Consider the following 26,611-nt stretch of genomic DNA (forward strand, 5'->3'; position numbering starts at 1 on the left):
CAGGAGATAAAGGGTAGTCATGACGACAGCAAACGCCGATACGCACGGCCGGCCAGGCAAGCCGCAGGGAGTAGGCGCGCGGGTGCCGCGCAAGGAGGACGCGCGTCATCTGCACGGCAAGGGCAATTTCGTGGCCGACATGGCCATGCCCGGTCTCTGCGAGGTGGCTTTCCTGCGCAGTCCGCTGGCGCATGCGCGCATCGCCTCGGTGCGCGTGGCCGAGCAGATCGCGGACAAGGCGTTTGTGCGTCAGGCCATGGCCGACGCGCGCGACATCGTGGCGGATTCCACCTTGCCCAGCTACCAGGTCTCGGCCCAGCCGCCGCTGGCCTCGGGCAAGGTGCGCTTCGTGGGCGAGCCCGTGGCCATGGTGTTCGCGCCGACTCGCGCCGAAGCCGAGGACTACGCCGAGATGATCGAGGTCGACTACGACGATCTGCCGGTGTATGCGGACGTCGTCAGCGCCCAGGCCGCCCAGGGCGATTTCGTGCACGAGCAGTGGCGCGACAATGTCTTCGTCACGCTCAACGTCGACAAGCAGTTCGACGAGCTGGCGGCGCAGGCCGACGTGGTCGTGCGCCGCAAGATCGACCTGTCGCGGCAATGCATGGTGCCGATGGAAGGAAAGGCCGTGCTGGCCTACTGGGACCATCAGGCCGACCAGCTGGTGGTGGTCAGCGCGACCCAGGTGCCGCACATGATACGCAGCGTGCTGGCGCAGTGCCTGGACCTGGAGCAGGGCCGGGTGCGGGTGGTGTCGCCGGACGTGGGTGGCGCCTTCGGCTACAAGTGCGTGCTGCAGCAGGAAGAGCTGTGCGTGGCCTGGCTGGCCAAGACCTTCAAGAAGCCGTTCCGCTTCATCGAAGACCGCCGCGAACACCTGACCGCGGGCGCCAATTCGCGCGAGCACCATTATGAAATGGTGGCCTACGCCGACCGCCGCGGCAAGCTGCTGGCGCTGGACGCCAAGATCACCATCGACGGCGGGGCCTATTCGGTCTGGCCGTTCACCATCGGCCTGGAACCGGGCCAGGCCATCGGCAACCTGCCGGGACCTTATGCATTCAAGGGCTATCGCTGCGTGACGCGGGCGGTGGCCACCAACAAGCCGGGCTTCGTGCCGTATCGCGGCGTGGCGCGCACGGGCGTGTGTTTCGCCATGGAACTGACGATGGACGCGATCGCCCGCGAGGTCGGACGCGAGCCTTGGGAAATCCGCCAGGAGAACCTGGTGCAGGGCGAGCAGATGCCCTATGTCAACGTCACCGGCAAGCACCTGGACAGCGGCGATTATCCGGCCAGCCTGCAGCAGGCCATGGACATGATAGGGGTGGACGCCGTCCGCGAGCGTCAGCGCCAGGGCGAAGCGGACGGCCGCCTCATCGGCGTGGGCCTGGCGACGTACACCGAGCAGGCCGCGCACGGCACTTCGGTGTTCGCCGCCTGGGGCACGCCCGTGATACCGGGCTTCGACCAGGCGACCGCGCGGGTCACGCCGGACGGCGGGCTGGAACTGCGGGTCGGCGTGCATTCGCACGGGCAGGGCATGGAAACCACCTTCGCCCAGATCGCCAATGAGATCCTGGGCGTGGACGTCGCCAGCATCAAGCTGCTGCACGGCGATACGGGCCAGACGCCGTTTTCCACCGGGACCTACGCCTCGCGTTCGCTGGTGATGTCCGGCGGCGCCGTGTCGCAGGCCTGCAAGCGCCTGCTGCCGCGGCTCACGCATATCGGCGCGCATCTGCTGCAGGCCGACCCCGCCAGCGTGACCTGGAACGGCGACCGGCTGGAAGCCGGCGGCAAATCGGTGTCGGTCAAGGACGTCGCCGACGCATGGTACTTGCGGCCGCAATTGCTGCCGCCCGACGTGGACCCCGCTGGCCTGGAAGTCACCGTGGGCTACAAGCCCAAGGTCGACACCGGCTGTTTCACCTATGCCACCCATGCGGCGGTGGTGGCGGTGGACCCGGGCACGGGCGGCGTGGAAATTCTGGATTATGTAGTGGTGGAGGACTGCGGGACCATGATCAACCCCATGGTGGTCGAAGGCCAGACCATAGGCGGCGTGGCCCAGGGCATAGGCACCGCGTTCTACGAGGAAACGCCTTACGACGACAACGGCCAGCCGCTGGCTTCGACCCTGGCGGACTACATGCTGCCTGGGGCCACCGAGGTTCCGAACATGCGCCTGCACCACTTCGAGACGCCGTCGCCGCATACCGAATTCGGCGCCAAGGGCATGGGCGAGGGTGGCGCCATCGCGCCGCCGGCGGTGCTGTTCAATGCGGTCAACGACGCGCTGCGGCCGTTGGGCGCGGCCGAACTGCTGCGCACGCCCTTGTCTCCGACGCGGGTGCTGGCCGCCATCGCTCAGGGCAGCCGCAAAACCGCAACCGTCGCCGCGGAGGTGACGGCATGAAGGCCGCCGCATTCGAATATTCCCGCCCGGACACGCTGCAGGACGCCTTGCGGGCGCTGCGCGGGCACGAGGGCCGCGCCAAGCTCATGGCCGGCGGCCAATCGCTGGGTCCCATGTTGAACCTGCGCCTGGCGCGTCCGCCCGTCGTCATCGACATCTCCGGTTTGTCCGAACTGCGCACGGTCTCGCGGCAGGATGGCAGGCTGCGCGTCGGCGCGGCCGTGACCCATGCCGAGATCGAGGACGGCGTGCACGAACTGTTGCGCGGGACGCCCATGCAGCAGGTGGCGCCGGGCATCGCCTATCGCGCCATCCGCAACCGCGGCACGCTGGGCGGCAGCCTGGCGCATGCCGATCCGGCCGCCGACTGGGTGCTGACCGTGGTCGGCCTGGGCGCGACGCTGGAGATCGCCGGGCCGGACGGCGTGCGCATGCTGCCGGCGGAAGACTACATGCAGGGCGCCTACACCACCGGGCTGCGCGAAGACGAGCTGATCGCCGCGGTGCACATCCCGGAAGCCGGGCCGCAGGCGCGCTGGGGCTACTACAAGTTCTGCCGCAAGACCGGCGAATTCGCCGAGGCCAGTTGCGCCGCGTGGTTCGATCCGTCCTCGAAGACGGCGCGCATCGCGGTGGGGGCCCTGGACGGCGCGCCCAGATTGCTGCCCCAACTGGCCGCGCGCATCGCGCAGCACGGACTGGCGGGCCTGGATGACGCGCTGCTGGCCAGCGAGCTGGCCGGCGTCATGCAGGACAAGGATGAACACCATCGCAAGCTGCACGGGACCGCGGTGACGCGCTGCCTGGCGCAGGCCTTGGGTTGACAGGAATGAGCATGGTTCAGGTGACATTGGAAGTAAACGGCAAGCGCGTGTCGCACGAGGCGCCAGCGCGCATGCATCTGGGGGATTTCCTGCGGGATCAGGCGCGCCTGACCGGCACCCATCTTGGCTGCGAGCACGGCGTCTGCGGCGCCTGCACGGTGCTGGTGGATGGCGCGCCGGTGCGCTCCTGTATCTCCTTCGCAGTGGCCTGCGAAGGCCGGCAGGTGACCACCATCGAAGGCTATGACGCCGATCCGGTGATGCAGCGGCTGCGCGCCGCCTTTACCAGACACCACGCCTTGCAATGCGGTTATTGCACCCCGGGCATGCTGGCGACCTCGCGCGATATCGTGCTGCGCTTGCCGGATGCGGACGAAGGCCGGGTGCGTGTCGAGCTGTCCGGCAATCTGTGCCGCTGCACCGGCTACATGGGCATCGTCGCCGCCGTCATGTCGGTGCTGGCCGAGCTCCGGGAACAACCCGACCCCGCGGTAGAGGCGCTGCGCGCCGCCCAGGCGCAGGGCCGCGGCGCCGCGCCTGCGGCGGAAAAGCCGGTGGCGTTCGCGGGGTTCACGCCGGCCGCGGCCAGCCAGCCGGCTGCAAGCGCCGCTGCGGCGCCGGCTCCGGCAGCCGCCCCGGCCGGTAGGAAGGAAGGCAAGAAGGAAGGCCGTGGCAGCCAGATCGACGGCGGCTTCAAGGTGCCTTTCCCGGCTGCGGAGGTCTGGGCCTTCATGGTGGATCTGCCGGCCCTGGCCAGCTGCCTGCCGGGCGCCTCGATCGAGGAGCACGAGGGCGACCGGGTCAAGGGCAAGATCGCGATCAAGTTCGGCCCCATGTCCGCCGCCTTCAATGGCGCGGCCCGCCTGGAACGCGACGACGCCGCCATGCAGGCGGTGTTCCGCGGGGCAGGGCAGGACTCGCTCAGCCAGTCGCGGGCCAACGGCGACATCACGTATCGCGTGGAGGCGCTGTCGCCTACGGAAACGCAGGTCCACGTGAACCTGCTGTATTCGCTGCAGGGACCGTTGGCGCAGTTCTCGCGCTCCGGCCTGGTGCAGGACTTCGTGCGCCGCATGATCGCGGATTTCGGCAACAACGTTACCGCCCGGCTGCGCCGGCCCGCCGCCGCGGGCGAAGCGCCGGTCCAGGCCAGTTTCAATCCCACGGCCATGTTCTTCAGCGTGCTGTGGGCGCGCATCAAGCGGTGGTTCGGCCGCGGCGGCTGAACACGCGTGGTACCGGCGGCCGCGGGCGCGGCCGCACAGTGTCGACACATAACGGGGAAAATCATGCTCGCGGTATTCGCAAGAAACTGGCGCAACGCATTGTTGGGCCTGGCCGCTGTCGCGCTCAGCGCGCCCGCCTGGTCCCAGGCTTTGGAGCCTTTGAAGGTGCGGCTGGACTGGACGCCCTGGGGCGTGCACGGCGCGTTCCACCTGGCGCAGCAGAAAGGCTGGTACAAGCAGGCCGGCCTGGACGTGACGCTGGAAGACGGCAACGGATCCGTCACGACGGTGCAGATCGTCGGCGCCGGCGACAGCTTCGACCTGGGGCATGCCGCCCTGGCTTCGGCCATGATCGCCCGCGAGAAAGGCATGCCGGTCAAGGCCGTGGCCGTGTTCGCCCGGCAGAGCGATATCGGGCTGCTGGTCCCGGCCGACGCCGGCATCACCGGCCCGGCGCAGCTCAAGGGCAAGAAGGTGGCCTATACGGCGGGCTCGCTGGAAGCGCCGTTCATCGACGCCTTCCTGGCCGCGGGCAAGCTCAAGAAGAGCGATCTGGAACTCATCAACGTGGATGCCGCCAGCAAGGCATCGACCTATGCCGTGGGACGGGCCGACGCGGCATTCTCCACCATTCCGTTCTTCCTGCCCGTGGTGTCGCAGAACCGCCCGTCCAGCGCGGTGCGCTTCGCCGATTACGGCCTGAACATGCCCAGCTTCGGCCTGTTTGCCAATGAGTCCAAGCTGGCACAGCGGCGCGATGCCATCGCGCGCTTTGCCAGCGTCAGCGCGCGGGCCTGGGAGTACATCTACGCGGGACACCAGGACGAGGCGGTCGCCGCCATCCTGGCGCAGCGGCCGCAGGCGCGGCTGGACAAGAAGGTGCTGCGCGGGCAGATCGACGCCTTGCAGCCGTACTTCGGCCAGCCGGCGGCGGGCGCGCGGCTGGGCGCCATCGTGCCGCAGGACTGGACGCAGGCCGTAACGACCTTGTCGACGGTCGGGTTGATCAGCGCCAGCGCGCAGCCCGCCACGTTCTATGCGCCCGACCTGGTGCATCCGGAACGCTACGACAGCCTGGTGCAGCCATGACGCAATGGGCCGTGTCCGCCAAGGACGTGCGCAAGCGCTACCCGGGCGCGGCAGGCGTCGAAGCGCTGGCGTCGGTGTCGGTCGACGTGCCGCGCGGCCGCTTCGTCAGCATCCTGGGACCCAGCGGCTGCGGCAAGAGCACGTTCCTGCGTTGCGTGGCCGGGCTGGAGACCGTCTCCAGCGGCGAGCTGCGGGTGGAGGGCGTGCCGGTGCAGGGGCCGCCGGACGGCATGGGCATGGTGTTCCAGCGCGACGCGCTGCTGGAATGGCGCAGCGTGCGCCGCAACATCCTGCTGCCGGTGGAATTCGCGCACAAGCCGGTGGCCGCCTATGCCGACAAGGTGCGCGCGCTGCTGGCCCTGACCGGGCTGGAGAAGTTCGCCGAGAGCTACCCGCGCGAGTTGTCCGGCGGCATGCGCCAGCGCGCCGCCATCTGCCGGGCGCTGGTGGACGATCCGAAGCTGCTGCTCATGGACGAACCCTTCGGCGCGCTGGATGCGCTGACGCGCGACCAGATGAACGTCGAGCTGCAGCGGATCTGGATGGAAACCCGCAACACGGTGCTGTTCGTGACGCACGGCATCGCCGAGGCCGTGTTCCTGGGCGACGTGGTGATGGTGTTCTCGCCGCGCCCGGGCCGCATCCTCGAAACCATAGAAATCGACCTGCCGCGGCCCCGGCCGCTGGCGCTGCGCGAGACGCCGCAATTCGGCGAATACGTGCGGCACATCCGCGGCATGTTCCAGAGCATGGGCCTGATAGACGAGGGCGCGCGCGCCGCGTCCGGCGTGGAGTCCGTCCAATGAGCGCGCTCTTGAAAGGCGCGGGCCGGCGCATGGCCGGGCTGGTGTCGGTGTTGGTCTTCCTGCTGCTGTGGGAAGCCGCGGCGCGGATTTTCCATGTGCGCGCCATCATGCTGCCGCTGCCTGGCCAGGTGGCGCTGGAGCTGGCCGCGGAATGGAGCTGGTACGCCGGCCATGCCGCCTACACGCTGATGACCACGCTGGCCGGCTTTGCGCTGGCGGTGGTGGCCGGCGTCGCGATCGCGGTCATGCTGGTGGGATCGCGTTGGTTCGAACGCTTCATCTATCCCTTGATCGTGGCCCTGAACAGCGTGCCCAAGGTCGCCATCGCGCCCTTGTTCGTGATCTGGATGGGCACGGGCGCCGAACCCAAGATCGCCATTGCCTTCCTGATCGCCGTGTTCGCGATGATCGTGGACACCGTCCACGGCCTGCGCTCGGTGCCGCAGGACGTGCTGGACCTGGGCCGCGTGCTGAAAGGTTCGCGCCGCGATTTCTTCTTCAAGGTGCGGCTGCCGAGCGCGCTGCCTTCGGTCCTGGCGGGCATGAAGGTCTCGATTTCGCTGGCGCTGGTGGGCGCCATCGTCGGCGAGTTCGTCTCCTCGCAGCGCGGTTTGGGCTACGTGATCATGAGCGCCCAGGGCACCTTCGACACGGTGCGGGTGTTCGCCGCGATCTTCGTGCTGGCCCTGATGGGCATGCTGCTGTTCGCCTTGCTGGGGTGGCTGGAAAGGCGCGTGACGCCCTGGCTGCGCCACCACCGCGAAGACGACTGACAGGTTCAAGCCCGGGGCACCACGGGCTGAATGTGGGGCAGGTGCGTGATTAGAAACGATTCTGGGGAAAACAGATGCAAGCACTACTCGCCTTGTCGCGTGGCATAGACGCGATCAATCTGCGCATGGGCCGGGCCGTGTCCTGGGTCACGCTGCTGGTTGTGCTGGTGAGCGCCGGCAACGCCATCATGCGCAAGATATTCCATGACAGCTCGAACGCCTGGCTGGAGCTGCAGTGGTACATGTTCGGCGCCATGTTCCTGCTGACCGCAGGCTACACGCTGCTGAAGAACGACCACGTCAGGGTGGACATCGTTGCGTCGCGGCTATCGCGCCGCGCGCAGATCGGGATCGAGATCTTCGGCGTGCTGTTCTTCCTGCTGCCCGCCTGCCTGCTGATCATGTACCTGTCCTGGCCGGTGTTCATGGATTCGTACCTCAGCAACGAGCATTCCTCCAATTCCGGCGGACTGATCCGCTGGCCGGTCAAGCTGCTGATTCCGGTGGGCTTCGCGCTGCTGGTGCTGGCCGGCGTGTCGCACCTGATCAAGTGCGTGGGCTTCCTGATGGGACGCTGCCGCGATCCGCGCGAACGCGAAGGCGCCAAGAGCGCGGAAGAAGAACTGGCCGAGGAAATCGCCCGCGAAGCGCAGGCGCGCGAAGCGGCCGCGCAGAACGAACTGGATAAGAAGGGCCGCTGATCATGGAGTTTCTCATTGCCAATCTGGCGCCGATCATGTTCGCGACGCTGATTATCTTTCTTCTGTTGGGCTTTCCGGTGGCGTTCGCGCTGGCGGCCAACGGCATTCTGTTCGGCCTGGTCGGCATGGAGCTGGGTCTGCTCAACTCCTCGCTGTTCCAGGCGCTGCCGCAGCGCGTGTTCGGCATCATTTCCAACGACACGCTGTTGGCGGTGCCGTTCTTCACGCTGATGGGCCTGGTGCTGGAACGATCCGGCATGGCCGAGGACCTGTTGGAGACCATAGGCCAGCTGTTCGGCTCGATCCGTGGCGGCCTGGCCATCGCGGTGGTCTTCGTGGGCGCGATGTTGGCGGCGACCACGGGCGTGGTGTCGGCCTCGGTCATTTCCATGGGCTTGATCTCGCTGCCCATCATGTTGCGCAACGGCTACGACCGCAAACTGGCCAGCGGCGTGATCGCGGCGTCCGGCACGTTGTCGCAGATCATTCCGCCTTCGCTGGTGCTTATCATCCTGGCGGACCAGCTTGGACGTTCCATCGGCGACATCTACCGCGCCGCCATGGTGCCGGGCTTCATCCTGGCGGGCCTGTACATCGTCTACGTCGTCATCATGAGCCTGCTGAAGCCGGATTCGGCGCCCGCGCTGCCGGAAGAGGCGCGCCGCTTCCAGGAGCCGAACGGCGGCCGCGGCGGACGTTCGCTGCTGGTGCTGATGACGATTTCCGCCGTGTCGGCCTACTTCCTGGGACTCTGGGTCGAGAACAACACCGCGCCGATGGACGAGCGCATCGTGGTGGCGCTGCTGTTCTGGGGCGCGACGGCCTTCGTCATCGCGCTGGTGAACAAGGCGCTGGGCCTGGGCCTGCTGTCGGCCCTGGCCGAACGCGTAACCTTCGTGATGATCCCGCCGCTGGCGCTGATCTTCCTGGTGCTGGGCACCATCTTCATCGGCGTGGCCACGCCCACGGAAGGCGGCGCCATGGGCGCGGTGGGCGCCATCCTGATGGCGGTGGCGCGCCGCCGCCTGTCGCTGGACCTGCTCAAGCAGGCCATGGACACGACCACCAAGCTGTCCTGCTTCGTGGTGTTCATCCTGGTGGGTTCCACCGTGTTCGGCCTGACCTTCCGCGCCGTCAACGGCGACCTGTGGGTCGAGCATCTGCTGACCGGCCTGCCGGGCGGACAGTGGGGCTTCCTGATCGTGGTCAGCATCCTGACCTTCGTGCTGGCCTTCTTCCTGGACTTCTTCGAACTGGCGTTCATCATCGTGCCGCTGCTGGGGCCGGTGGCCGACAAGCTGGGCATCGACCTGATCTGGTTCGGCGTGATCCTGGCCGTCAACATGCAGACCTCGTTCATGCACCCGCCGTTCGGCTTCGCGCTGTTCTACCTGCGATCCGTGGCGCCGCGCGACCGCTACAAGGACCGGGTCACGGGCAAGATGATCGAGCCGGTCACCACGGGACAGATCTATTGGGGTTCGGTGCCGTTCATCGTGATCCAGCTGTTGATGGTGGCCGCGGTGATGGCGTTCCCGGGCATGGTGATGCACTACAAGGGCACGGCCGCCGTCGTCGATCCCAGTTCGGTTTCGCTGGAGGTCGGGGGCAGCGGCTACGGGGGCAGCGCCTACGGCGCGGATGCCAATCCGTTCAAGTGATGCGGCAGGGGCGCCCAGGGGGCGCCCCTTGATTTTCAGGGCTTGACCGCGTGTGTGGCCAGGAACGTCGGCAGGAAACGGTCGATCAGGAAGCGCGGCTGAGGCTGCTCATCCTCATAGAATCCCTTCAACAGGAATCCGGCTTCCAGCTGGCCGCCGATCTGTTCGCCCAGACTGTGCCCGAACACCAGCGCGTCGCCCCGGCCCTGCTTTTCCGCCAGTTCCGATGCGCTCAGGTCGCGCAGGTCGGAGTAGGGCAGCCGGAAGCGCGGCCGGATCAGACCCTGTTCGGCCAGTTCCGGCGCGCGGTCTCCGACGAACACGACCGGGTTGTAGAAGCTGCTGAGCAGCCTGCCGCCATGCTTCAACACCCTGAAGCACTCCCGCCATACGGGCCGCACGTCAGGCACGTACAGGTTGGAGATCGGATGCACGATGCAGTCGAAGGACGCGTCGGCGAACGCCGAAAGATCCCGCATGTCTCCCTGCGCGGTTACGAGCGCCAGGCCGTCGCGGCGCGCGACCATCTCGTCCTGGGCCAGCTGCAGCGGCGAAGCGTCGAACACGGTCACGTCCGCGCCGGCCGCGGCCAGCACGGGCGCCTGTTGGCCGCCGGCGGAGGCCAGGCACAGGATGCGCGGAGCCGGAGTCATCGCCGGCAGCCAATCCGCGGGCAGGGCGCGCGGCGTGATGTGCACCCGCCAGTCGCCGCGGCGCGCGGCCTCGATCGTTTCGGGGCCGACCGGTTGCGACCAGGCGCATTGCTGCGCGGCCTGGCGGTCCCAGGCGGCGCGGTTGTGTTGATAGATATCGATGGTGGTGTCAGTCGCAGGCATTGCATTTTCCTTGTGTGAAGGGGAAAACTGCCGATGCGCGGAATCCGCGAGCCTGAGCCTTGCGGGGGCAGTCCGCGGCGCGCCGATGGGCGCCGGGTCCTGCAAGACATCAGAATGGAACAAGCAATGCGGCTCGCGCGCCAGGCAGCGCGGGGAGTCAAGATGCGCGTGGGCATCCCGGCATTTACTTGTTCACTCTGAGTGCTCCGGTGGAAGGGGAGAGGGTTGCAAGCTTAACCCGGGCGGCGCGGCGGGGACAAATGACGGTCTGGAACCGGCGCAGGCTCGACGCGGCGCCGGACCCGCCACTACGCGCCGCGCGGCGCCGTGATGACATGCGCCTGGATTCTTCCTGTGATGGGACCCGCGCCGTAGCGCGCGCGCAGCGCGTCGGCCGCCGCATTGACGGCCTGATCCAGCATGTCCGCGCCGCGGGCCTCGATCTCGTTGCGCAACGGCGTACCCTGGCAATAGGCCATGGCAGCCGTTTGGGGCGTGTCCGCACGGCTTTCGAAGGCAACGGTTTCCAGCGTCTGCCGGTCGGTGAATCCGGCGCGGGCCAAGTCGGCTCTGATGACGGCTGCGTCGTAATAGCCATGGGGAATCCGGCTCATGAACCGGGGCGGGTCGCCGGGGAACAGCCGAGCCAGCGCCTGCTCCACCGTATCGGCAAACGCGTTGTCCTCGATGCGGTCCCAGACGTTGAACAGGAAGGCGCCGCCGGGCCGCAAGACCCGGCGCGCTTCGGCGTAGGCTGCGGCCTTGTCCGGCAGGAACATGTAGCCGAACTGGCAGACCACGGCATCGAAGGCCTGGTCCTCAAACGGCAGCTTCAGGGCGTCGGCCTGGCGCCAGGTGACTGCGCGGCTTGTGCCCAGGGCCTGGGCCTGTTCCAGCATGGCCGGATTCAGGTCGGTCGCGACGATGGCCGCGCCAGCGGGCAATTGGTCCGCGAGCTGGCGCGTCACCGCGCCGGTGCCTGCGGCGACCTCCAGCACGGCGGAAGGGCGCAGCGCTGCGGTTCGCGCGGCGATGTCCGCCGCATAGGGTTGGAAGACGAGAGGAACCATGTACCGCTGGTAGAACTGCGGAATGGATCCGGAGAAAACACGATCGCCAGGGGTGGTGTTCATGATGTTCGACTCCAAAGCGGCCGCGCGGAGCGGTCTTCAGATTGAACGCAGCCGCGTCCGGCGGCTGGGAAACACCATTTTAGGCGCGGCGTGGCCTCCTGGCGACTGGCGCCGGGCACGGCCTTATGGCCCCAGCCGCGCCTGTTCCGCCGCCAGATAAGCGTCCCGCGACGGCAGCAGATGCTCCCGGCACAGCGCCATCAACCCCTCCCGGTCGCCATCCCGCAGCGCGTGGATCATGGCCCAGTGTTCCTGGCGGGCGCGTTCGCGGTAGCCGGCGGCGGCCAGCGAGCCGAAGCGGATGGGGTGGGTGCGGCGGGCGTATTCCTCGATGGCCTGGCCCAGCACCGCGTTGTCCAGCAGGCTGAAGAACTCGCGATGAAAGCGCTGGTTGCTGCGGAACACGCGACGCGCGTCGCCATCGGCGACCGCGGCATCGTGTTCACGCTGCACGGCCACCAGCGCCGCCAGCCGCGCCTGCGGCATGGGCAGCGGGATCTGGCTGGCGGCATGCACTTCCAGCACCTGGCGCAGCGCGTACAGCTCCATGACTTCGCGCACTGCGTACGCGCGCACGACCGCGCCGATGTTGCGCTTTTTCTCCACCACGCCGAGCGCCTCCAGGTCGGCCAGCACCTGGCGCACCATGTGGCGCTTGAGCGAGAAGCGCGCCATGAGTTCGTCTTCGGTCAGGCGCTGGCGCGGGTGCAGCCGGCCGAAGACGATGTCTTCTTCCAGGATGGCGACCGCGGCCTGCGCGGCGTCCGGGGCCAGTACCGGCGCGGAGTCGGGGGCGAGGGCGTCCATGGGCTTGCCGCCTACTTCTTGGGCACGGTGTCGCGCGTGACGCCGGCGCGCAGGAAGTCGAAGTCCACGCCCTGGTCGGCCTGGGTCACGGTCTGCAGGAACAGCTTGCGGTAGCCGCGTTCTGCGACGGGGCGGACGATGGGCTGGGCCGCGGCGCGGCGCGCCAGTTCGGCGTCGTCCACCAGCAGCGCTATCTCGCGGTTGGCCACCGACAGGCGGATGCGGTCGCCGTTCTGCACGTAGGCCAGCGGGCCGCCGATGGCGGCTTCGGGCGTGACGTGCAGCACGATGGTGCCGGCGGCGGTGCCGCTCATGCGGCCGTCGGAGATGCGCACCATGTCCTTGACGCCGGCGCGCGCCAGCTTCCTGGGGATGGGCATGTAGCCGGCTTCGGGCATGCCCGGCGCGCCGGTCGGGCCGATGCGCTTGAGCACCAGGATGTCTTCGGCGGTGACGTCCAGCGCCTCGTCGTCGATGCGCCGCGCCATGTCCTCGGCGTCCTCGAACACCACGGCGCGGCCTTCGTGCTCCATCAGCTTGGGGTTGGCGGCGGATTGCTTGATGATGGCGCCGCCGGGGGCCAGGTTGCCGCGCAGCACGGCCAGGCCGCCCACGGGGTATATGGGCGAGGCCGCCGTGCGGATCACGTCCTGCGGGAAAGCGGGCGGGGCGTCGTCGAGTTCCTCGCCCAGCGTGCGGCCCGACACGGTCAGCGCGTCCAGGTGCAGGTAGGGACGCAGCTCGCGCAGCAGCGCCGGCATGCCGCCGGCGTGGTGGAAGTCTTCCATGTAGTGCTGGCCGGAGGGCTTGAGGTCGACCAGCACGGGCGTTTCGCGGCTGATGCGGTCCAGTCCGGCCAGGTCGATGTCGATGCCCAGGCGGCCGGCGATGGCCGTCAGGTGCACGATGCCGTTGGTGGAGCCGCCGATGGCCAGCAGCACGCGCAGGGCGTTCTCGATGGACTTGCCGGTGAGGATGCGCTCGGGCGTCAGGCGCGAGGCGGCCATGGCCACGGCGGTGGCGCCGGTCTTCTCGGCGACGCGCACGCGGTCGGCGGTGACGGCCGGGGCCGACGCGCCGCCGGCCACCATCATGCCCAGGGCTTCGGTGATGCAGGCCATGGTGCTGGCCGTACCCATCACGGAACAGGTGCCCACGCTGGCGACCAGCTGGTTGTTCACGTCCGAGATCTCGGCCGCGTCGATTTCTTCGGCGCGGTAGCGGCCCCAGTAGCGGCGGCAGTCGGTGCAGGCGCCCACGCGCTCGCCGCGGTGCGAGCCGGTCAGCATGGATCCCGTGACCAGCTGGATGGCGGGCACGCCGGCGGACGCCGCGCCCATCAGTTGGGCCGGTACGGTCTTGTCGCAGCCGCCGATCAATACCACGGCGTCCATGGGCTGGGCCCGGATCATTTCCTCGGTGTCCATGGACATGAGGTTGCGCAGGTACATGCTGGTGGGCTGGGAGAAGCTCTCGTGCACCGAAATGGTGGGGAAGTCCATGGGCAGGCCGCCGGCCAGCATGACGCCGCGCTTGACCGCCTCGATCAGTTGCGGGGCGTTGCCGTGGCAGGGGTTGTAGCTGCTGCCCGTGTTGACGATGCCGATGATGGGGCGCGACAAGGCGTCGTCGGTCAAGCCCGCTCCCTTGATGAAGGCCTTGCGCAGGAACAGCGAAAAGCCGGTGTCGCCGTAGTTGGTGAGCCCGCGGGCCACGCCGCGCGCCGTGGCGCCGTCACTGCTGAAAGGGCCCGGCGCAGCTGCGTCGTTCTTGGTCTCGTCCTTCATTTTTGATCTCGATAATATTATTGATAATCTGATGGCGGCATCATAGCCAGCCTTTGAAAACGCCCGCAAGCGATTTATCAGTGCCGTTCAATTGATCTTATAAATAGATCAGTCGATAGAAAAATTCTGATTCTTCAATCAAGTTGCCGAACCTACACTGGCCCGGTTGACGAGCCGGGCGTCCGTTTCATTCCTATACCCATCCCGGCAGGAGACCTACATGTCAGACCTGCGTCTGCGGCCGCGCCGCGCCGTGTTGTTTTCCCTGCTGGCCTTGTGCGCCGGCATGTCCGCTCCCGCCCTGGCCGCCGACGCCTACCCCGACAAGCCCATCCGCATGATCGTGCCGTACCCGCCCGGAGGCGCGACCGACGTCATCGGCCGCGTGCTGGCGCAGGAGCTGACCGGCGCGCTGGGCCAGTCGGTGATCGTGGAGAACCGGGCGGGCGCCGCCGGCAACATCGGCGCCGACCAGGTCGCCAAGGCGCAGCCCGACGGCTACACGCTGCTGATGGGCGCGCTGACCAGCCATTCCATCAACGCCGCCCTGTACCGCGGCCGCGTCACCTATGACGTGGAGAAGAGCTTCGCGCCGGTGTCCATCGTGGGCACGGTGCCGCTGGTGTTCGTGGTGAATCCGTCGGTGCAGGCGAAAACGCTCGCCGAGTTCATCGCGCTGGCCAAGTCCAAGCCCGGCTACATCACCATGGGTTCTGCCGGCAACGGTTCGCCGCAGCATCTGGCCGCCGAAATGTTCAAGCGCACCGCTGGCGTGGAAGTGCTGCACGTGCCCTACAAGGGCAGCGGCCCGGCCATGACCGACCTGATGGGCGGGCAGGTGCTCAGCATGATCGAAACCGTGCCCGCGGCGCAGGGCAGCATCAAGGCCGGCAAGCTGCGCGCGCTGGCGGTGACGTCGGCGCAACGGGTGGACGCGCTGCCGGACGTGCCGACCGCGGCCGAAGCCGGCCTGAAGGATTTCGAGGTCAGTTCGATGTTCGGGATCGTGGCGCCGGCCAATACCCCGGCGCCGGTGATCGAGCGTTTGAATGGCGAGCTGAAGAAGATCCTGGCCAAGCCGGAGGTCCAGGCCTCGCTGCTGAACCAGGGCGCCATCGCCACCTGGACCACGCCGGCCGACGCCGGCGCCCGCGTGTCGGCCGAACTGGCGCGTTGGACCAAGGTCATCGACGAAGCGGGCGTGAAGGGGGATTAATACCCCTAAAGTTGTGGCTATACGTCACACGCCGGAAGTTCCGCCGGGAACCTCCGGCGATTTTGTTTGTGCGCGCGCTCGCGAAAGACGCAACAAGGCTTGCGCGCAAACTGAGGAATACGCACTGAAAAAAGGGTGCATGCAAAGTTTTGCGCTATGAACCGCCAAAAGGGACGCAATAAACCGCAATAAAGCTCTCGCGAGATTGTATACAGTGGTTGACCCCGAATAGACTAGGCCGTAATGTAGTTTGCGGGCCTTCCCAGGACGGCAGAAGGGGGATAACAATGACAGACGACCAGGACGAAAAGTCGATTCTGTACACGCATTTCGGAACGCATAGTCCGTATTGGCGTCTGTCCGCCGATAGCGACGCGTTCGAACTTGCAGCAGTCAAGGGCGCAGCCAATATCGCGATGGCATTGCGCCCGGAACAAGCCGAGACGATACGCAGCCTGACGGGCATCACGTCCAGCGTGCGCATCGACATCTCGCTGTACGGCGACATGCTCAGGCTCCACCTGGTGGGCCGCAAGATCAATCCCAACGAATGGGCCGGCACCGCGTCCGCCCATTCCGACACTGAATCCGTGGCCAAGGATCTGGTCGAAGGCCTGTCCTTTGCCGAGACCGTGGTGTCCGAGGCCAACTCGGTCATCGTCATCGTCGACCAGAACGGCCGGGTGCAGCGCTTCAACAAGCTCAGCGAGGAATACACCGGCAAGCGCGAGCAGGACATCATCGGCCGCAGCGTGTTCGAGATGTTCATGACGCGCGAAGAGGCGATCGCCTCGCGCCGCAATATCGCCGAGTTCTACAAGCGCGGGCAATCCTACGAGGCCGAGCGCCTCATCAATACGGTCAAGGGGCCGCGCCTCTTCCTGTTCCGCAACAAGTTCGTCACCAGCGGCAGCGGCGAAAAGCGCGTCTACCTGATCTGCTCGGGCACCGACATCACCGAGGAACGCCAGGCGCAGGAGCGCTTGCGGGTGCTGGCCAATACCGACATGCTGACCAACCTGCCCAACCGCCACGCGATCACGACGCGGCTGAAGGCGGCGCTGGCGGCGGGCGAGGACGGGCGGGGCGGCGTGCTGTTCCTGGACCTGGACAATTTCAAGCGCATCAACGATCACTACGGCCACGGCTTCGGCGACCGTCTGTTGAAGTCGGTGGCGGTCGCGATCTCGTCCTGCCTCGCCGAAGGCCAGACCCTGGCGCGGCTGGGCGGGGACGAATTCATCGTGCTGCACGAGGCCGCGCAGACCTGGGAGCTGGAGGCGACCGCCCAGCGCATCATCGAACGGCTGCGCGAGCCTTTCCGCCAGGGGTTGATCGAGGTCTACACCAGTTGCTCCATCGGCATCGCCATGTATCCGGAGCACGGCGCCGACCTGGACAGCGTGGTGCGCAGCGCCGACATCGCCATGTATGTGGCCAAGGAAGCGGGCCGCCATACCTACCGCGTGTTCCAGCCCGAGATGGACCGCCGCAACGCGGACTACGTCTGGCTGGACACCAATCTGCGCAAGGCGCTGGCCGAAGACCATCTGATGCTGTACTACCAGCCCAAGCTGGCCGGCCGCAATGGCGAGGTCGACGGGGTCGAAGCTCTGGTGCGCTGGCGTTCGCCGGAACGCGGCATGGTCGGCCCCGCCGTCTTCATTCCGTACGCCGAGGAGTCGGGCCTGATCTCGCCGCTGGGCGTATGGGTCATGCGTGAAGCGGCCAGGCAGGCCGCGGCCTGGAAGCGCGACGGCCTGAACATCCGCATCGCCATCAATATGTCGGCGCGGCAGTTGAATGACAAGGGCGTGGTCAGCGACTTCATGCGCGCCATCGGCGACGCCAGCCTGGATCCCTGCCTGCTGGACATCGAACTGACCGAAAGCTGCCTGATCGACGACGAAGGCGCCGCCATCGAGCTGATCAAGCAGTTCCGCCAACTTGGCGCGCGGGTCCATCTGGACGACTTCGGCACCGGCTACTCCTCGCTGTCGCAGCTGGCCCGCATTCCGTTGGACGCGATCAAGCTGGACGCCAGCTTCGTGCGCGGCGTCAACGAGAACCCGGTGTCGCAGGCGCTGGCGCGCGCCATCGTCGCGGTGGCGCGCACGCTGGAGCTCAAGGTGATCGCCGAGGGCGTGGAAACGACCGAAGAAGCCGTGTTCGTCGACACCCTGGGCGTGGACGCCAAACAGGGCTACCTGTACGCCAAGCCCATGCCGGCGGCGGAGTTCACCGCCTGGCTGGCTCAGCGCCGCCGGCTGCATCTCATTGCCTGACGCAGCCGGCAGCGCGTTACCGCATCAATGCATGGTGGCTTCCAGCGCGGACTCCGCGCTGGAAGAACTGCGGCGGTTCTGCGCCATCACCAGGCGCTCCATGTAGGCGCGGTCCTTCGGGTCGATCGAGAACGCGGCTTCGACCCAATCTTCGGTAATGTCCATCAGCTCCGAGCGCGACAGGCTCAGCACGCGCTGGCGCGCGCGCAGCATGGCGCGCATGCCGTTGAGCTTGGGCCGCATCACGTCGATGAAGGTGCGCGTGGCCTTGTAGGCGTCGCCCGGCTCGAACAGCACGTCGACCAGGCCGCGGCCATGGAACCATTCGGCGGTGTGGGATTCGCCCGTGCCTATCAGTTCTTCGGCCAGCTTCATGCCCGAGCGCCGCGCCACCAGCGAGTAGCCGCCCATGCCAGGGAAGAGGTTGAACGCCATTTCAGGAAAGCCCATGCGGGCGGTGTTCTGCGCCAGCACGAAGTGGTGCGCCAACGCGGCCTCGAAGCCGCCGCCCAGGGCGGTGCCTTCGATCATCGCCAGCGAGATCGCGCCAGTGTCGAAGCCGCGGGTGGCGGCATGCACGCAATCCACGCAAGCCCGGGCGTACGCCCGCAGCGCTTCGCGCTTGCCGGTGCGTATGGCTTCCGCGAAGAAATTCAGATCGCCGCCCACGTTATAGATCTGAGGAACGAGCGAGCCGGTGACCCAGAAGTCGATCGGCAGGCCAGAGTCCTTGGCGGCGCGCGCCAGGGTCATGATCTCGTCGATCAGTTCATGGTTGAAGCACGGACGCGGTTGAGCGCGCAGCATCATCCACATGACCCGACGTCCCTCCTCGTAGAACGCCGAGAGCTGCTTCAGGTTGCCGGCGGCGGTGAAGGGGTGGCAATCCGGATGAATGAGTTGATTCATTTACTTTCGTCCAATTGATCAAGGTGAGTCGGAGTACTACGGGATCAGCCTAATACAGACCTTCCGGCTCTCGTCTCATGCAAAACTCGTCCAGCTGGCCAGACTTGTCCGTAAGTCAAAGGCCCGAGTGATCAACGGAGAAACGCGATGAGCGGACGCGGCCGCTCAACCCATCAGGCGATGGGGGCATGGGTAAAACGGATGAGGGGTACACGCAATTTCGCGGCTATCGGGGCGATGCGCCGCGCGTGCGCCGAAGTCGGCGCGCTCATGCGTAGGGATGAGGGATGGCGCGGCCGGGCGGCCGCGCGCGGGCTTGCGTTTTGCGGTTCTGGAATGCGCCAGGTCAGGCGACGCCGCCGTTGGCGCGCAGGATCTGGCCGTTGACCCAGCCCGCCTCGGGGCCCGCCAGGAACGACACCACGTTGGCGATGTCATCGGGCTGGCCCAGGCGCTCCAGCGGCGGCATCTTGGCATAGTGCTCGATCAGCTCGGGGCTCTTGCCGTTGAGGAAGAGGTCGGTGGCGACGGGGCCGGGCGCCACCGCGTTGACGGTGATGCGGCGGCCGCGCAATTCCTTGGCGAACACCTGGGTGAGGCTTTCCACCGCCGCCTTGCTGGCGATGTAGACGGAGTAGTTCGGCAGGTTGAGCGCGATGGTGGTGCTGGACACGTTGACGATGCTGCCGCCGTCGGCCAGGCGCGTGGCGGCTTCGCGCAGCGTGTTGAAGGTGCCGCGGGTGTTGATGCCGAAGGTCTGGTCGTAGAGCTCGTCGCTGGTTTCGGCCAGCGGCACCATCTTCAGGATGCCGGCGCTGTTGACCAGCACGTCGATGCGCCCCAGCTCCGCTTCCACCTGGTCGAACATGGCGCGTACCTGGTCCGACCGCGACACGTCGGCGCGCACGGCCAGGGCGCGGCCGCCCGCCGCGCGGATGTCATCGGCCAGGGTTTCGGCCTCGGCGGCGCTGGAGGCGTAGTTGATGGCGACGGCGTGGCCGTCGCGCGCCAGGCGGCGGACGATGGCGGCGCCTATGCCGCGCGATCCGCCGGTGACGAGCGCGATGCGTTGCGTGGCCTGGGTGTTCATGTCGTATCTCCGGTTGGATTGGGGGGTGAGGCGTATCTTGAACTATTCCAGAAGAAAGATAATTACTCTATATTCGCTAACATAATTTCATCTGCATTAATAATAGGTGAGTGACGATGGACCGGTTCCAGGAAATGCTGGTGTTCGTGCGCATCGCCGAAAGGCGCAGCTTTTCCAAGGCCGCCGAGGACCTGCAGATTCCGCGCCCCACGGTCACCAACCTGGTCAAGCGGATGGAAGCGCGCCTGGGGGCGCGGCTGCTTGAACGCACCACGCGCCAGGTGCGGCTGACCCATGACGGCGAGGCCCACTACCAGCGCTGCGTGCGGCTCCTGGCGGATCTGGAAGAGGCCGACGGCGCATTCCTGGACACCTCGCCCAAGGGCCTGCTGCGCGTCAACGCGCAGGGCACGCTGGCCAGGTTCTTCGTCATGCCCGGACTGCCGGCCTTCCTGGAACGCTATCCGGACATCGTGCTGCAGCTGGGCGAGGACGACCGGCTGGTGGACCTGGTGCGCGAAGGCGTGGATTGCGTGCTGCGTACCGGCACGCTGCAGGATTCTTCGCTGGTGGGACGCCAGATCGCGCTGATGCCGCAAGTCACGGTGGCCAGCCCCGCCTATCTGGCGCGCTACGGCGAGCCGCGGCGGCTGGAAGACCTGGAAGGCCACCGGGCGGTGGACTACCTGTCCAGCGCCACGGGGCGCAGCCTGCCGCTGGATTTCACGGTCGATGGCAAGAACGTGCAGGTGCGCCCCAGGGCCGTGGTCAGCGTGACCGGCGCGGAGCTCTACACCAGCGCCGCGCTGGCCGGACTGGGATTGGTGCAGGTGCCGCGTTACCGCGTCGAGCGCGAGCTGGCGGCGGGCGAGCTGAGGATCGTGCTGCCCGGCGCGCCGCCCGCGCCCATGCCCGTGTCGGTGCTGTATCCGCAGAACCGCCAGGTGTCGGCGCGGGTGCGCGTCTTCACGCAATGGCTGGCAGAGGTCATCGCCGCCGGCCTGGCTCAGACGATGCCGGTCAGGTAGTACACCGCGATCGCCAGGAAGACCGAAGCGGTCGATATCAACGTGATGGCGAAGATGTCGCCGTAGGACTGGCGGTGCGTCAGGCCCGTGACCGCCAGCAGCGTGATGACCGCGCCGTTGTGCGGCAGCGTGTCCATGCCGCCGCTGGCCATGGCGGCGATGCGGTGCAGCACCTCCATGGGGATGCCCGCCGCGTGGGCGCTGTCGATGAAGGTCTGCGCCATGGCCGCCAGCGCGATGCTCATGCCGCCCGAGGCCGAACCTGTGATGCCGGCCAGCGAGGTCACGGCCACTGCCTCGCCCACCAGCGGGTCGGGGATGGCCTTGAGCGCGTCGGCCACCAGCAGGAAGCCGGGCAGGGCGGCAATGACGCCGCCAAAGCCGTATTCCGCCGCCGTGTTCATCGACGCCAGCAACGCGCCCGACACTGCGTTCTTGCTGCCTTCGGCGAAGTGCGCCTTGATGCCGCGGAACGAGAACAGCAGGATGGTGACGATGCCTGCGATCAGCGCGCCCATCACCGCCCACAGCGCCACCTGGTCTTCGGCATTGACGGGCATGGGCTTGGGCAGGCCGGGCAGCGCGACTTCGGAGCCGGCCGGATACCAGCCCGGTATCCAGCGCGTCAGCAGGTAGTTGACGACGCCCACCACCACCAGCGGCAGCAGGGCGACCAGCGGATGGTGTTCGCGTTCATTGGGCGGCGTGACCGGTTCGTTGCGCAGGTCGGTGCCGTAGGTCTCGCCGGCGGCCGCCGCGCGCTTGCGCCGCCACTCCAGATAGGCGATGCCAGCGGTCAGCGTGAAGCAGGCGCCGATCAGGCCCAGCCAGGGCGCGGCCCAGGTGGTCGTTTCGAAGAAGGTGGTGGGGATGATGTTCTGGATCTGCGGCGTGCCGGGCAGGGCGGTCATGGTGAAGGTGAACGCGCCCAGGGCGATCGCGCCCGGCATCAGCCGCTTCGGGATGCCGCCCTGGCGGAACATCTCGGCCGCGAACGGATAGACCGCGAACACCACCACGAACAGCGACACGCCGCCGTAGGTCAGCACCGCGCAGACCAGCACGATGGCCATGATGGCGCGTTCGGCGCCGATCAGGCGCAGCACCGCCTGCACGATGGCGCGCGAGAAGCCCGACAGCTCGATCAGCTTGCCGAACACGGCGCCCAGCAAGAACACGGGGAAGTAGAGCTTGGCGAAGCCCGCCATGCGCTCCATGAAGATGCCCGAGAACACGGGCGCCAGCGCCGACGGGTCGGTCAGCAGCACCGCGCCCATGGCCGCAATGGGCGCGCACAGGATCACGCTATAGCCTCGATACGCCGCCAGCATCAGGAACGCCAGCGCCGCCACCACGATGAACAATCCGGTCATTCGGTACTCCGGGAATGAAGAGATAAGGGGTGTGGGGCTACACCTTACCGCATCAAACCGGATACCTTGTTTGCAACGGCCGGGATTCAGCGATCCAGCAGCGCCTGCGCCTGGCGGGCGATATCCAGGTCGATCGCGGCGTCCTCGCCTCCACCCATGAACCACGCGGCGGACAGGCCGCACCAGGCCAGGATCCATTGCAGCAGCCGGCGGCGCTCCAGGCCGGATTGCGCCACGACAAGTTCCAGCCGCCGCTCGAAGCGTCCTGGCACGATGGCGACGGGCGGGATCGGATCCGCCAGGTCCGGGTTGCAGAAGATGTTGGCGTAGTCGAAGGCGCGCTCGCCGTGCAGGCGCTTGGGGTCGATGACCAGCCAGCCGCGCTCGCCGAAGTCCAGGATGTTGTCGTGGTGCACGTCGCCGTGCAGCACTGTCGGGTCGCGCGGACTGTCGAGCAGGGCGCGGGCGTGGCGCGCGCTGTGCGCCAGGATGCCGCCTTGCGCCTGCGCCATGGGCCACAGTTCCTCGAACCATTCTTCCAGCGGACGCAGCGCGGGCAGCGGCCGGGCGCGCGGCGCGTGCAGATCCTGCAGCACGCCGCAGATGATGCGGGTGGCCTCGTCGTCGCGCCCATTGCGGGCGTAGTCGGCCAGCGAGCGCGTGCCGGTGGCCCGCTCCAGCAGGATGGCTGCGTCGTCGTGCGCCAGCACGCGCGCGGCGCCCTGGCCGTCCCACCAGCGCATCAGCACGCCGCCTTGCTTCTCGTCTTCCTCGTGCGAGACCTTGAGCATGGCGGCTTGGCCGCGATGGCGCACGGGCAGCAATTGGGCGGCGCGCGTGATGATGGGAGCGCCGTCGGGGGTCAGTTGCCAGCGGGAAAGGTAGGTGTCGAACATGGGCTTGCAGGGAGTGCTGGGACGGACCTCTATAGTAGAACCCGGCGCGGCATGGCCTGCGTCGCGCGTTGCCGCGGCAGCAATGCCGTAATCGCCGCCGCCAGCGCATTGCCTGCCGCGCTGGCGACGATGGGCAGCAGATAGGAGCCGCTGAGGTCGTACGCATGGCCCGCCGCCACCGGGCCGATCAGCGTGCCGAACGCCACGCTGGTGTAGAGCGCGCCGATGATGCCGCTGACGTGGCGGCCGCCGAAGTAATCCATGACCACCGCCAGCATCAAGGCCACCCAGCCGCCGTAGAACGCGCCGAACACCAGCGCGAACAGCGCCAGCGTCCAGAACTGGCCGCAAGCACCCCATAGCGCCAGCGACGCCGCCATGCCGCCATACATCGTGGCGAGCGAGGCGCGCCGGCCCAGCCGGTCGGCCAGCGAACCCAGCAGGAACCGGCCCGCCGTGCTGCCCACGCCGACCATGCCCAGCAGCAGCACGGCCCGTCCCGGCGCGATGCCGTGATCCAGGGCATAGGGGATGAGATGCACGAAGGGCACGAAGACGCCGAAGGCGCCGGCCATGGCCGCCAGGTACAGCAGCAGGAAGACCCTGCTGCGGATGGCGGCGAGCACCGGCACGCCGGCAGGCGCGGATGCAGGCGCCGCGCGGACGGGGGGCGCGGCGTCGCCATCGGGCTGCAGTCCCCGGTCTTGCGGCGAATTTTCAACCCAGCGCGCCGCGGCGCAGCCCAGCACCGCCACGGCGGCGGCCAGCGCCAGATAGGCGGCGCGCCAGCCCCACAGGTCGATCAAGGCAGAGGCGAGCGGCGGCACCAGCAGCGTGCCCACGCCGATGCCGCTGACCGCCAGCCCCGAGGCCAGCGCGCGCCGGCGCAGGAACCAGCGCTGCACCGCGCCTACCACCGGCACGTAGGCGCAGCCCACCCCCAGCCCGACGCCCAAGCCGTAGGCCAGGTAGATCTGCATCATGCTCTGCGCGGCGCTGGCAAGCGCCAGGCCCAGCGCCACCAGCAGCATGCCTATCCAGGCCATGCGGCGCGAGCCGTAGCGGTCCGCCAGCGGACCGCTGACGACGCCAAAACCGAAGTAGAGGAATCCCGCCAGCGAGAACACCAGCGACACTGCGCCGCGCGTGGCCGAGAAGTCGCGTTGCAAGGCGTCGACGAAGGCGCTGAAGGAATAGGCGCTGCCAAAGCCCAGCAAGGTGATGGCGAAGGCCGCGGCCACCACCCGCCAGCCATGGAAGATCGCGCTGGCGCCGTGTTGCGCATGCAGGTTCATCGTCGGCCTCACAGCGCCGGCCGGCGCAGATGCCAGCTTGTCGCCGCCTGGAACGCGGCGCCCAGCCGGAACAGCACGGATTCGTCCAGATGGGCCGCCACCAGTTGCATGCCCATGGGCATGCCGGCTTCGCACTGCCCGGCGGGCAGCGTCAGGCAGGGATGACCCGTCATGTCGAACACGCAGGTGTAGCGTTGCAGCGCTTCGACCAGTCCGGGCTGCAGTCCCAGGACGCTGATGGCTTCGAGCGTGAGCGGCGCCATGGGCTGCACCGGCGTCAGCAGCGCATCGACCCGGCCGAGCAAGGCATCGACCTTGCCTCGCGTGGCCATGCGGCGCAACAGGATGCGCTGGTATTCGAGGCCGGAGAGCGCGCTTCCCGCTTCGATCACGCCGGCCAGCACCGGTCCGTACTCCGCCTTGCGGGATGGATAGGTGCCGGCGTGCGCAACCGCTGCTTCGACCGCGCAGAGCGGGGCCCAGTCGCGCACGGCCTGCGCCGCGTCCTCGATGGGGAACTGCAGCGGCACCAGGGCCGCGCCCAGCTGTTCGAAGACCCGCATTGCCGTTTCCATCATGCGCTGAGTCCGCGCATCGACGTTGCCGTGGTTCCAGTTCACATCCACGCCGATCCGCAGGCCGGCGACCGGAACGGCGGCCTCCAGGGTGTAGCGCGGCACGGGCGCTTGCAGCGCGGTCGGATCCTTCGCATCGGGGCCGGCTATCGCTTCCAGCAGCGCCGCGGCGTCGGCCGCGCTGCGCGCGATGACGCCGGCGTGATCCAGCGAGGCCGCCAGTTCGAACACGCCGTGGCGGCTGACGCGGCCCCAGGTCGGCTTGATGCCGGTCAGCCCCGCGGCCGCGCAAGGCCAGCGGATGGAACCGCCGGTGTCCGAGGCGGTCGCGCCGAAGCACAGGCCGGCGGCCGTCGCCACCGCCGATCCGCTGGATGAGATGCCGATCCAGTAATCCGCGTGCCAGGGATTGCGCGGCGGCGCGACGTCGGGGTGATGGTCGGAGTACGCGCCTTCGGTCATTTGAAGTTGCCCCAGCAGCACGGCGCCCGCGTCGCGCAGGCGGCGGACTACCGTGGCGTCATGGTCGGCGGGCACGTCGCGGTGAATCGCGGTGCCGGCAGCCGTCGGCACGCCCTTGCGCCGGAACAGGTCCTTCAGCGCGAGGGGGACGCCATGCAGGGGGCCGCGGTAGCGCCCCTGGCGTATTTCGTTTTCGGCGGCCTGCGCTTCCTGCAGCGCGGAGGCCGCGGTTACATGGGCATAACTGCGCAGATCGCCGTCCAGCGCTTCGATGCGCCGTAGTTGCGCGCGCGTGATCTCCACCGGCGAGACCTCGCCCGACCGGATCAGGGCGGCGAGCGCCAGCAGGTCGAGGTGGTGCAGGTCGGCGGCCTTGATGTCTTCCGTATAGTTCATCTATTCTTTATCCATCTTGTACATGTCACAGACCCGATCAAGTTAATGTCTGTATGGCGTGGGTACAAACCATGATTTCTATTCGATTTGAATTAGAAAAACTAAATTATTAAATTTTTCGGACATGACCACTCCGCGACTGCCTCCGCTCAACGCGCTGCGCGCCTTCGAAGCTGCCGCCCGCCATCTGTCGGTGAAGGACGCGGCGCAGGAACTGTGCGTGACGCCCGGGGCGGTCAGCCAGATGATCAAGTCGCTGGAGCAGCATCTGGGCGTGGCCCTGTTCCTGCGCGTGAACCGCGGCATCCAGCTGACGGACGCCGGTCACGGTTTCCTGCCGCCGGTGCGCAACGCCTTCCGCCAGATCCTGGCCGCGTCCGCCCGCGTTGCCCAACCGCCCGAAAGCCGCGTGCTCACCGTCAGCACCACCGCGTTCTTCGCGTCGGCCTGGCTGATCCCCCGGCTGCACGAGTTCCAAGCCCGCCATCCGGAGATCGATCTGCAGCTCGTCACCAGCAACGCGTTGGCGGCTTTCGGCCGGGACGGCGCAGACATCGCCATCCGCCACGGACTGGGCCGCTATGCGGGACTGCAAAGCGAACACCTGCTGACCGTGGAAGTGGTGCCGGTGGCATCGGCTGCTTTGGTAACCAAGCTGGGCATGCCGGCCGGTGTGCGGGATCTGCTGCGCTGGCCGCGCGTGCACGACGAAGCGCGCAACGGCTGGCAACTGTGGTTCGCGGCCCAGGGCGTGGAGGACGCGGGCATGCCTAGAGGCCCCGCTTTCGATGATGGCAGCCTGTTGCTGCAGGCCGTGGCCGCGGGCCAGGGGGCGGGCCTGCTGCCCGTGGCGATGGTGCAGGACGACGTGGCGGCCGGACGCCTGGTCCGGCTGGCCGGCGACGCCTGGCTGGATGAGTTCGGCTACTACCTTGTGTGGCCGGGCAGGGGCGCCATGCCGGAGAAGGCGCGGGTGTTTCGCGATTGGCTGCTGGAAAGCGGCCTGGGGGCGCCTGCCTGA

22 protein-coding genes are annotated in these 26,611 nt (G+C 67.7%); 12 read left to right on the plus strand and 10 right to left on the minus strand.

What is annotated here, in order from left to right; translation table 11 throughout:
• The first annotated feature begins 19 nt into the window (after nucleotides 1–19).
• The 8 genes from ACM1PE_RS08220 (at nucleotide 20) to ACM1PE_RS08255 (ending at nucleotide 9,502) form a co-directional block, all read left to right on the plus strand.
• The gene (locus tag ACM1PE_RS08220; RefSeq protein ID WP_059378456.1) at nucleotides 20–2,422 is read left to right on the plus strand and encodes a xanthine dehydrogenase family protein molybdopterin-binding subunit; all 2,403 of its coding nucleotides are present in this window, start codon (nucleotides 20–22) and stop codon (nucleotides 2,420–2,422) included.
• Nucleotides 2,419–3,246, plus strand: a complete 828-nt coding sequence (locus ACM1PE_RS08225) for an FAD binding domain-containing protein (RefSeq protein WP_059378457.1) — start codon at nucleotides 2,419–2,421, stop codon at nucleotides 3,244–3,246. The genes ACM1PE_RS08220 and ACM1PE_RS08225 overlap by 4 nt, the downstream gene beginning before the upstream one ends.
• A 5-nt stretch (nucleotides 3,247–3,251) precedes the next feature.
• Nucleotides 3,252–4,472, plus strand: a complete 1,221-nt coding sequence (locus ACM1PE_RS08230) for a xanthine dehydrogenase family Fe-S subunit (protein WP_419342954.1) — start codon at nucleotides 3,252–3,254, stop codon at nucleotides 4,470–4,472.
• A gap of 63 nt (nucleotides 4,473–4,535) precedes the next feature.
• Nucleotides 4,536–5,561 (plus strand): ABC transporter substrate-binding protein, encoded by a 1,026-nt coding sequence (locus tag ACM1PE_RS08235; RefSeq protein WP_059378459.1) that lies wholly within the window; start codon nucleotides 4,536–4,538, stop codon nucleotides 5,559–5,561.
• Entirely contained in the window at nucleotides 5,558–6,367 is an 810-nt protein-coding gene (locus tag ACM1PE_RS08240) for an ABC transporter ATP-binding protein (protein WP_059378461.1), read from the plus strand. Before ACM1PE_RS08235 ends, ACM1PE_RS08240 begins: the two co-directional genes overlap by 4 nt.
• A complete protein-coding gene (locus ACM1PE_RS08245) occupies nucleotides 6,364–7,140 on the plus strand; it encodes an ABC transporter permease (protein ID WP_059378462.1) in 777 nt (258 codons plus the stop codon). The genes ACM1PE_RS08240 and ACM1PE_RS08245 overlap by 4 nt, the downstream gene beginning before the upstream one ends.
• Nucleotides 7,141–7,214: 74 nt before the next feature.
• Nucleotides 7,215–7,841, plus strand: a complete 627-nt coding sequence (locus ACM1PE_RS08250) for a TRAP transporter small permease subunit (protein WP_059378463.1) — start codon at nucleotides 7,215–7,217, stop codon at nucleotides 7,839–7,841.
• Nucleotides 7,842–7,843: 2 nt separating this feature from the next.
• Nucleotides 7,844–9,502, plus strand: a complete 1,659-nt coding sequence (locus ACM1PE_RS08255) for a TRAP transporter large permease (RefSeq protein ID WP_059378465.1) — start codon at nucleotides 7,844–7,846, stop codon at nucleotides 9,500–9,502.
• Nucleotides 9,503–9,537: 35 nt separating this feature from the next.
• Here the strand turns inward: ACM1PE_RS08255 and ACM1PE_RS08260 are convergent, their stop codons facing one another.
• From ACM1PE_RS08260 to ACM1PE_RS08275, 4 genes are all read right to left on the minus strand, one after another.
• A complete protein-coding gene (locus ACM1PE_RS08260; protein ID WP_118933887.1) occupies nucleotides 9,538–10,338 on the minus strand; it encodes a class I SAM-dependent methyltransferase in 801 nt (266 codons plus the stop codon).
• A 308-nt stretch (nucleotides 10,339–10,646) separates the two neighbouring features.
• Nucleotides 10,647–11,471: a class I SAM-dependent methyltransferase gene (locus ACM1PE_RS08265; protein WP_251880691.1), complete on the minus strand. Its 825-nt coding sequence runs from the start codon at nucleotides 11,469–11,471 to the stop codon at nucleotides 10,647–10,649.
• A gap of 123 nt (nucleotides 11,472–11,594) precedes the next feature.
• Complete coding sequence (locus tag ACM1PE_RS08270) at nucleotides 11,595–12,278, minus strand: GntR family transcriptional regulator (RefSeq protein ID WP_419342955.1); 684 nt, start codon at nucleotides 12,276–12,278, stop codon at nucleotides 11,595–11,597.
• Nucleotides 12,279–12,289: 11 nt separating this feature from the next.
• Nucleotides 12,290–14,065, minus strand: a complete 1,776-nt coding sequence (locus tag ACM1PE_RS08275) for an IlvD/Edd family dehydratase (RefSeq protein ID WP_280014926.1) — start codon at nucleotides 14,063–14,065, stop codon at nucleotides 12,290–12,292.
• 220 nt (nucleotides 14,066–14,285) lie between these two features.
• Here ACM1PE_RS08275 and ACM1PE_RS08280 point away from each other — a divergent pair, with 220 nt between their 5' ends.
• Nucleotides 14,286–15,281: a Bug family tripartite tricarboxylate transporter substrate binding protein gene (locus ACM1PE_RS08280; protein WP_059378475.1), complete on the plus strand. Its 996-nt coding sequence runs from the start codon at nucleotides 14,286–14,288 to the stop codon at nucleotides 15,279–15,281.
• 287 nt (nucleotides 15,282–15,568) lie between these two features.
• On the plus strand, nucleotides 15,569–17,566 hold the full coding sequence (gene pdeR, locus ACM1PE_RS08285) for a cyclic di-GMP phosphodiesterase (RefSeq protein WP_059378477.1): 1,998 nt from the start codon (nucleotides 15,569–15,571) through the stop codon (nucleotides 17,564–17,566).
• Between the two features lie 24 nt (nucleotides 17,567–17,590).
• Here the strand turns inward: pdeR and ACM1PE_RS08290 are convergent, their stop codons facing one another.
• Entirely contained in the window at nucleotides 17,591–18,475 is an 885-nt protein-coding gene (locus tag ACM1PE_RS08290; protein ID WP_054459094.1) for a crotonase/enoyl-CoA hydratase family protein, read from the minus strand.
• Nucleotides 18,476–18,821: 346 nt separating this feature from the next.
• Nucleotides 18,822–19,565 (minus strand): SDR family oxidoreductase, encoded by a 744-nt coding sequence (locus ACM1PE_RS08295; protein ID WP_059378479.1) that lies wholly within the window; start codon nucleotides 19,563–19,565, stop codon nucleotides 18,822–18,824.
• A 116-nt stretch (nucleotides 19,566–19,681) separates the two neighbouring features.
• Here ACM1PE_RS08295 and ACM1PE_RS08300 point away from each other — a divergent pair, with 116 nt between their 5' ends.
• Nucleotides 19,682–20,593: a LysR family transcriptional regulator gene (locus ACM1PE_RS08300; RefSeq protein WP_419342956.1), complete on the plus strand. Its 912-nt coding sequence runs from the start codon at nucleotides 19,682–19,684 to the stop codon at nucleotides 20,591–20,593.
• Here the strand turns inward: ACM1PE_RS08300 and ACM1PE_RS08305 are convergent.
• The 4 genes from ACM1PE_RS08305 to ACM1PE_RS08320 all read right to left on the minus strand — a co-directional run bounded on the left by ACM1PE_RS08305 (nucleotide 20,572) and on the right by ACM1PE_RS08320 (nucleotide 25,590).
• Nucleotides 20,572–21,966 carry a GntP family permease gene (locus ACM1PE_RS08305; RefSeq protein ID WP_059378482.1) on the minus strand — a complete coding sequence of 465 codons (1,395 nt, stop codon included), beginning with the start codon at nucleotides 21,964–21,966 and terminating at the stop codon, nucleotides 20,572–20,574. The two genes, ACM1PE_RS08300 and ACM1PE_RS08305, sit on opposite strands and share 22 nt — an antisense overlap.
• Before the next feature lie 86 nt (nucleotides 21,967–22,052).
• Nucleotides 22,053–22,862, minus strand: coding sequence for an aminoglycoside phosphotransferase family protein (locus tag ACM1PE_RS08310; protein ID WP_059378484.1), 810 nt, complete (start codon nucleotides 22,860–22,862; stop codon nucleotides 22,053–22,055).
• 29 nt (nucleotides 22,863–22,891) lie between these two features.
• Nucleotides 22,892–24,157, minus strand: a complete 1,266-nt coding sequence (locus ACM1PE_RS08315) for an MFS transporter (RefSeq protein ID WP_419342957.1) — start codon at nucleotides 24,155–24,157, stop codon at nucleotides 22,892–22,894.
• 8 nt (nucleotides 24,158–24,165) lie between these two features.
• Complete coding sequence (locus ACM1PE_RS08320) at nucleotides 24,166–25,590, minus strand: amidase (protein WP_419342958.1); 1,425 nt, start codon at nucleotides 25,588–25,590, stop codon at nucleotides 24,166–24,168.
• Nucleotides 25,591–25,714: 124 nt separating this feature from the next.
• Here ACM1PE_RS08320 and gcvA point away from each other — a divergent pair, with 124 nt between their 5' ends.
• Nucleotides 25,715–26,611 carry a transcriptional regulator GcvA gene (gene gcvA, locus ACM1PE_RS08325; protein ID WP_419342959.1) on the plus strand — a complete coding sequence of 299 codons (897 nt, stop codon included), beginning with the start codon at nucleotides 25,715–25,717 and terminating at the stop codon, nucleotides 26,609–26,611.

The organism is Achromobacter sp. PD1, assembly GCF_048541815.1.
In the GTDB taxonomy this organism is placed as follows: Bacteria; Pseudomonadota; Gammaproteobacteria; order Burkholderiales; family Burkholderiaceae_B; genus Achromobacter; species Achromobacter bronchisepticus_A.

Bases quoted from the DNA above. Each gene is read 5' to 3' on its own strand.
- ACM1PE_RS08295 (WP_059378479.1), bottom strand. From the start codon at position 19,565: ATGAACACCCAGGCCACGCAACGCATCGCGCTCGTCACCGGCGGATCG.
- ACM1PE_RS08245 (WP_059378462.1), top strand. From the start codon at position 6,364: ATGAGCGCGCTCTTGAAAGGCGCGGGCCGGCGCATGGCCGGGCTGGTG.
- ACM1PE_RS08320 (WP_419342958.1), bottom strand. From the start codon at position 25,590: ATGAACTATACGGAAGACATCAAGGCCGCCGACCTGCACCACCTCGAC.
- ACM1PE_RS08315 (WP_419342957.1), bottom strand. From the start codon at position 24,157: ATGAACCTGCATGCGCAACACGGCGCCAGCGCGATCTTCCATGGCTGG.
- ACM1PE_RS08220 (WP_059378456.1), top strand. From the start codon at position 20: ATGACGACAGCAAACGCCGATACGCACGGCCGGCCAGGCAAGCCGCAG.
- gcvA (WP_419342959.1), top strand. From the start codon at position 25,715: ATGACCACTCCGCGACTGCCTCCGCTCAACGCGCTGCGCGCCTTCGAA.
- ACM1PE_RS08300 (WP_419342956.1), top strand. From the start codon at position 19,682: ATGGACCGGTTCCAGGAAATGCTGGTGTTCGTGCGCATCGCCGAAAGG.
- ACM1PE_RS08255 (WP_059378465.1), top strand. From the start codon at position 7,844: ATGGAGTTTCTCATTGCCAATCTGGCGCCGATCATGTTCGCGACGCTG.
- ACM1PE_RS08275 (WP_280014926.1), bottom strand. From the start codon at position 14,065: ATGAAGGACGAGACCAAGAACGACGCAGCTGCGCCGGGCCCTTTCAGC.
- ACM1PE_RS08230 (WP_419342954.1), top strand. From the start codon at position 3,252: ATGAGCATGGTTCAGGTGACATTGGAAGTAAACGGCAAGCGCGTGTCG.
- ACM1PE_RS08280 (WP_059378475.1), top strand. From the start codon at position 14,286: ATGTCAGACCTGCGTCTGCGGCCGCGCCGCGCCGTGTTGTTTTCCCTG.
- ACM1PE_RS08240 (WP_059378461.1), top strand. From the start codon at position 5,558: ATGACGCAATGGGCCGTGTCCGCCAAGGACGTGCGCAAGCGCTACCCG.
- ACM1PE_RS08250 (WP_059378463.1), top strand. From the start codon at position 7,215: ATGCAAGCACTACTCGCCTTGTCGCGTGGCATAGACGCGATCAATCTG.
- ACM1PE_RS08225 (WP_059378457.1), top strand. From the start codon at position 2,419: ATGAAGGCCGCCGCATTCGAATATTCCCGCCCGGACACGCTGCAGGAC.
- ACM1PE_RS08260 (WP_118933887.1), bottom strand. From the start codon at position 10,338: ATGCCTGCGACTGACACCACCATCGATATCTATCAACACAACCGCGCC.
- ACM1PE_RS08235 (WP_059378459.1), top strand. From the start codon at position 4,536: ATGCTCGCGGTATTCGCAAGAAACTGGCGCAACGCATTGTTGGGCCTG.
- ACM1PE_RS08270 (WP_419342955.1), bottom strand. From the start codon at position 12,278: ATGGACGCCCTCGCCCCCGACTCCGCGCCGGTACTGGCCCCGGACGCC.
- ACM1PE_RS08310 (WP_059378484.1), bottom strand. From the start codon at position 22,862: ATGTTCGACACCTACCTTTCCCGCTGGCAACTGACCCCCGACGGCGCT.
- pdeR (WP_059378477.1), top strand. From the start codon at position 15,569: ATGACAGACGACCAGGACGAAAAGTCGATTCTGTACACGCATTTCGGA.
- ACM1PE_RS08305 (WP_059378482.1), bottom strand. From the start codon at position 21,966: ATGACCGGATTGTTCATCGTGGTGGCGGCGCTGGCGTTCCTGATGCTG.
- ACM1PE_RS08265 (WP_251880691.1), bottom strand. From the start codon at position 11,471: ATGAACACCACCCCTGGCGATCGTGTTTTCTCCGGATCCATTCCGCAG.
- ACM1PE_RS08290 (WP_054459094.1), bottom strand. From the start codon at position 18,475: ATGAATCAACTCATTCATCCGGATTGCCACCCCTTCACCGCCGCCGGC.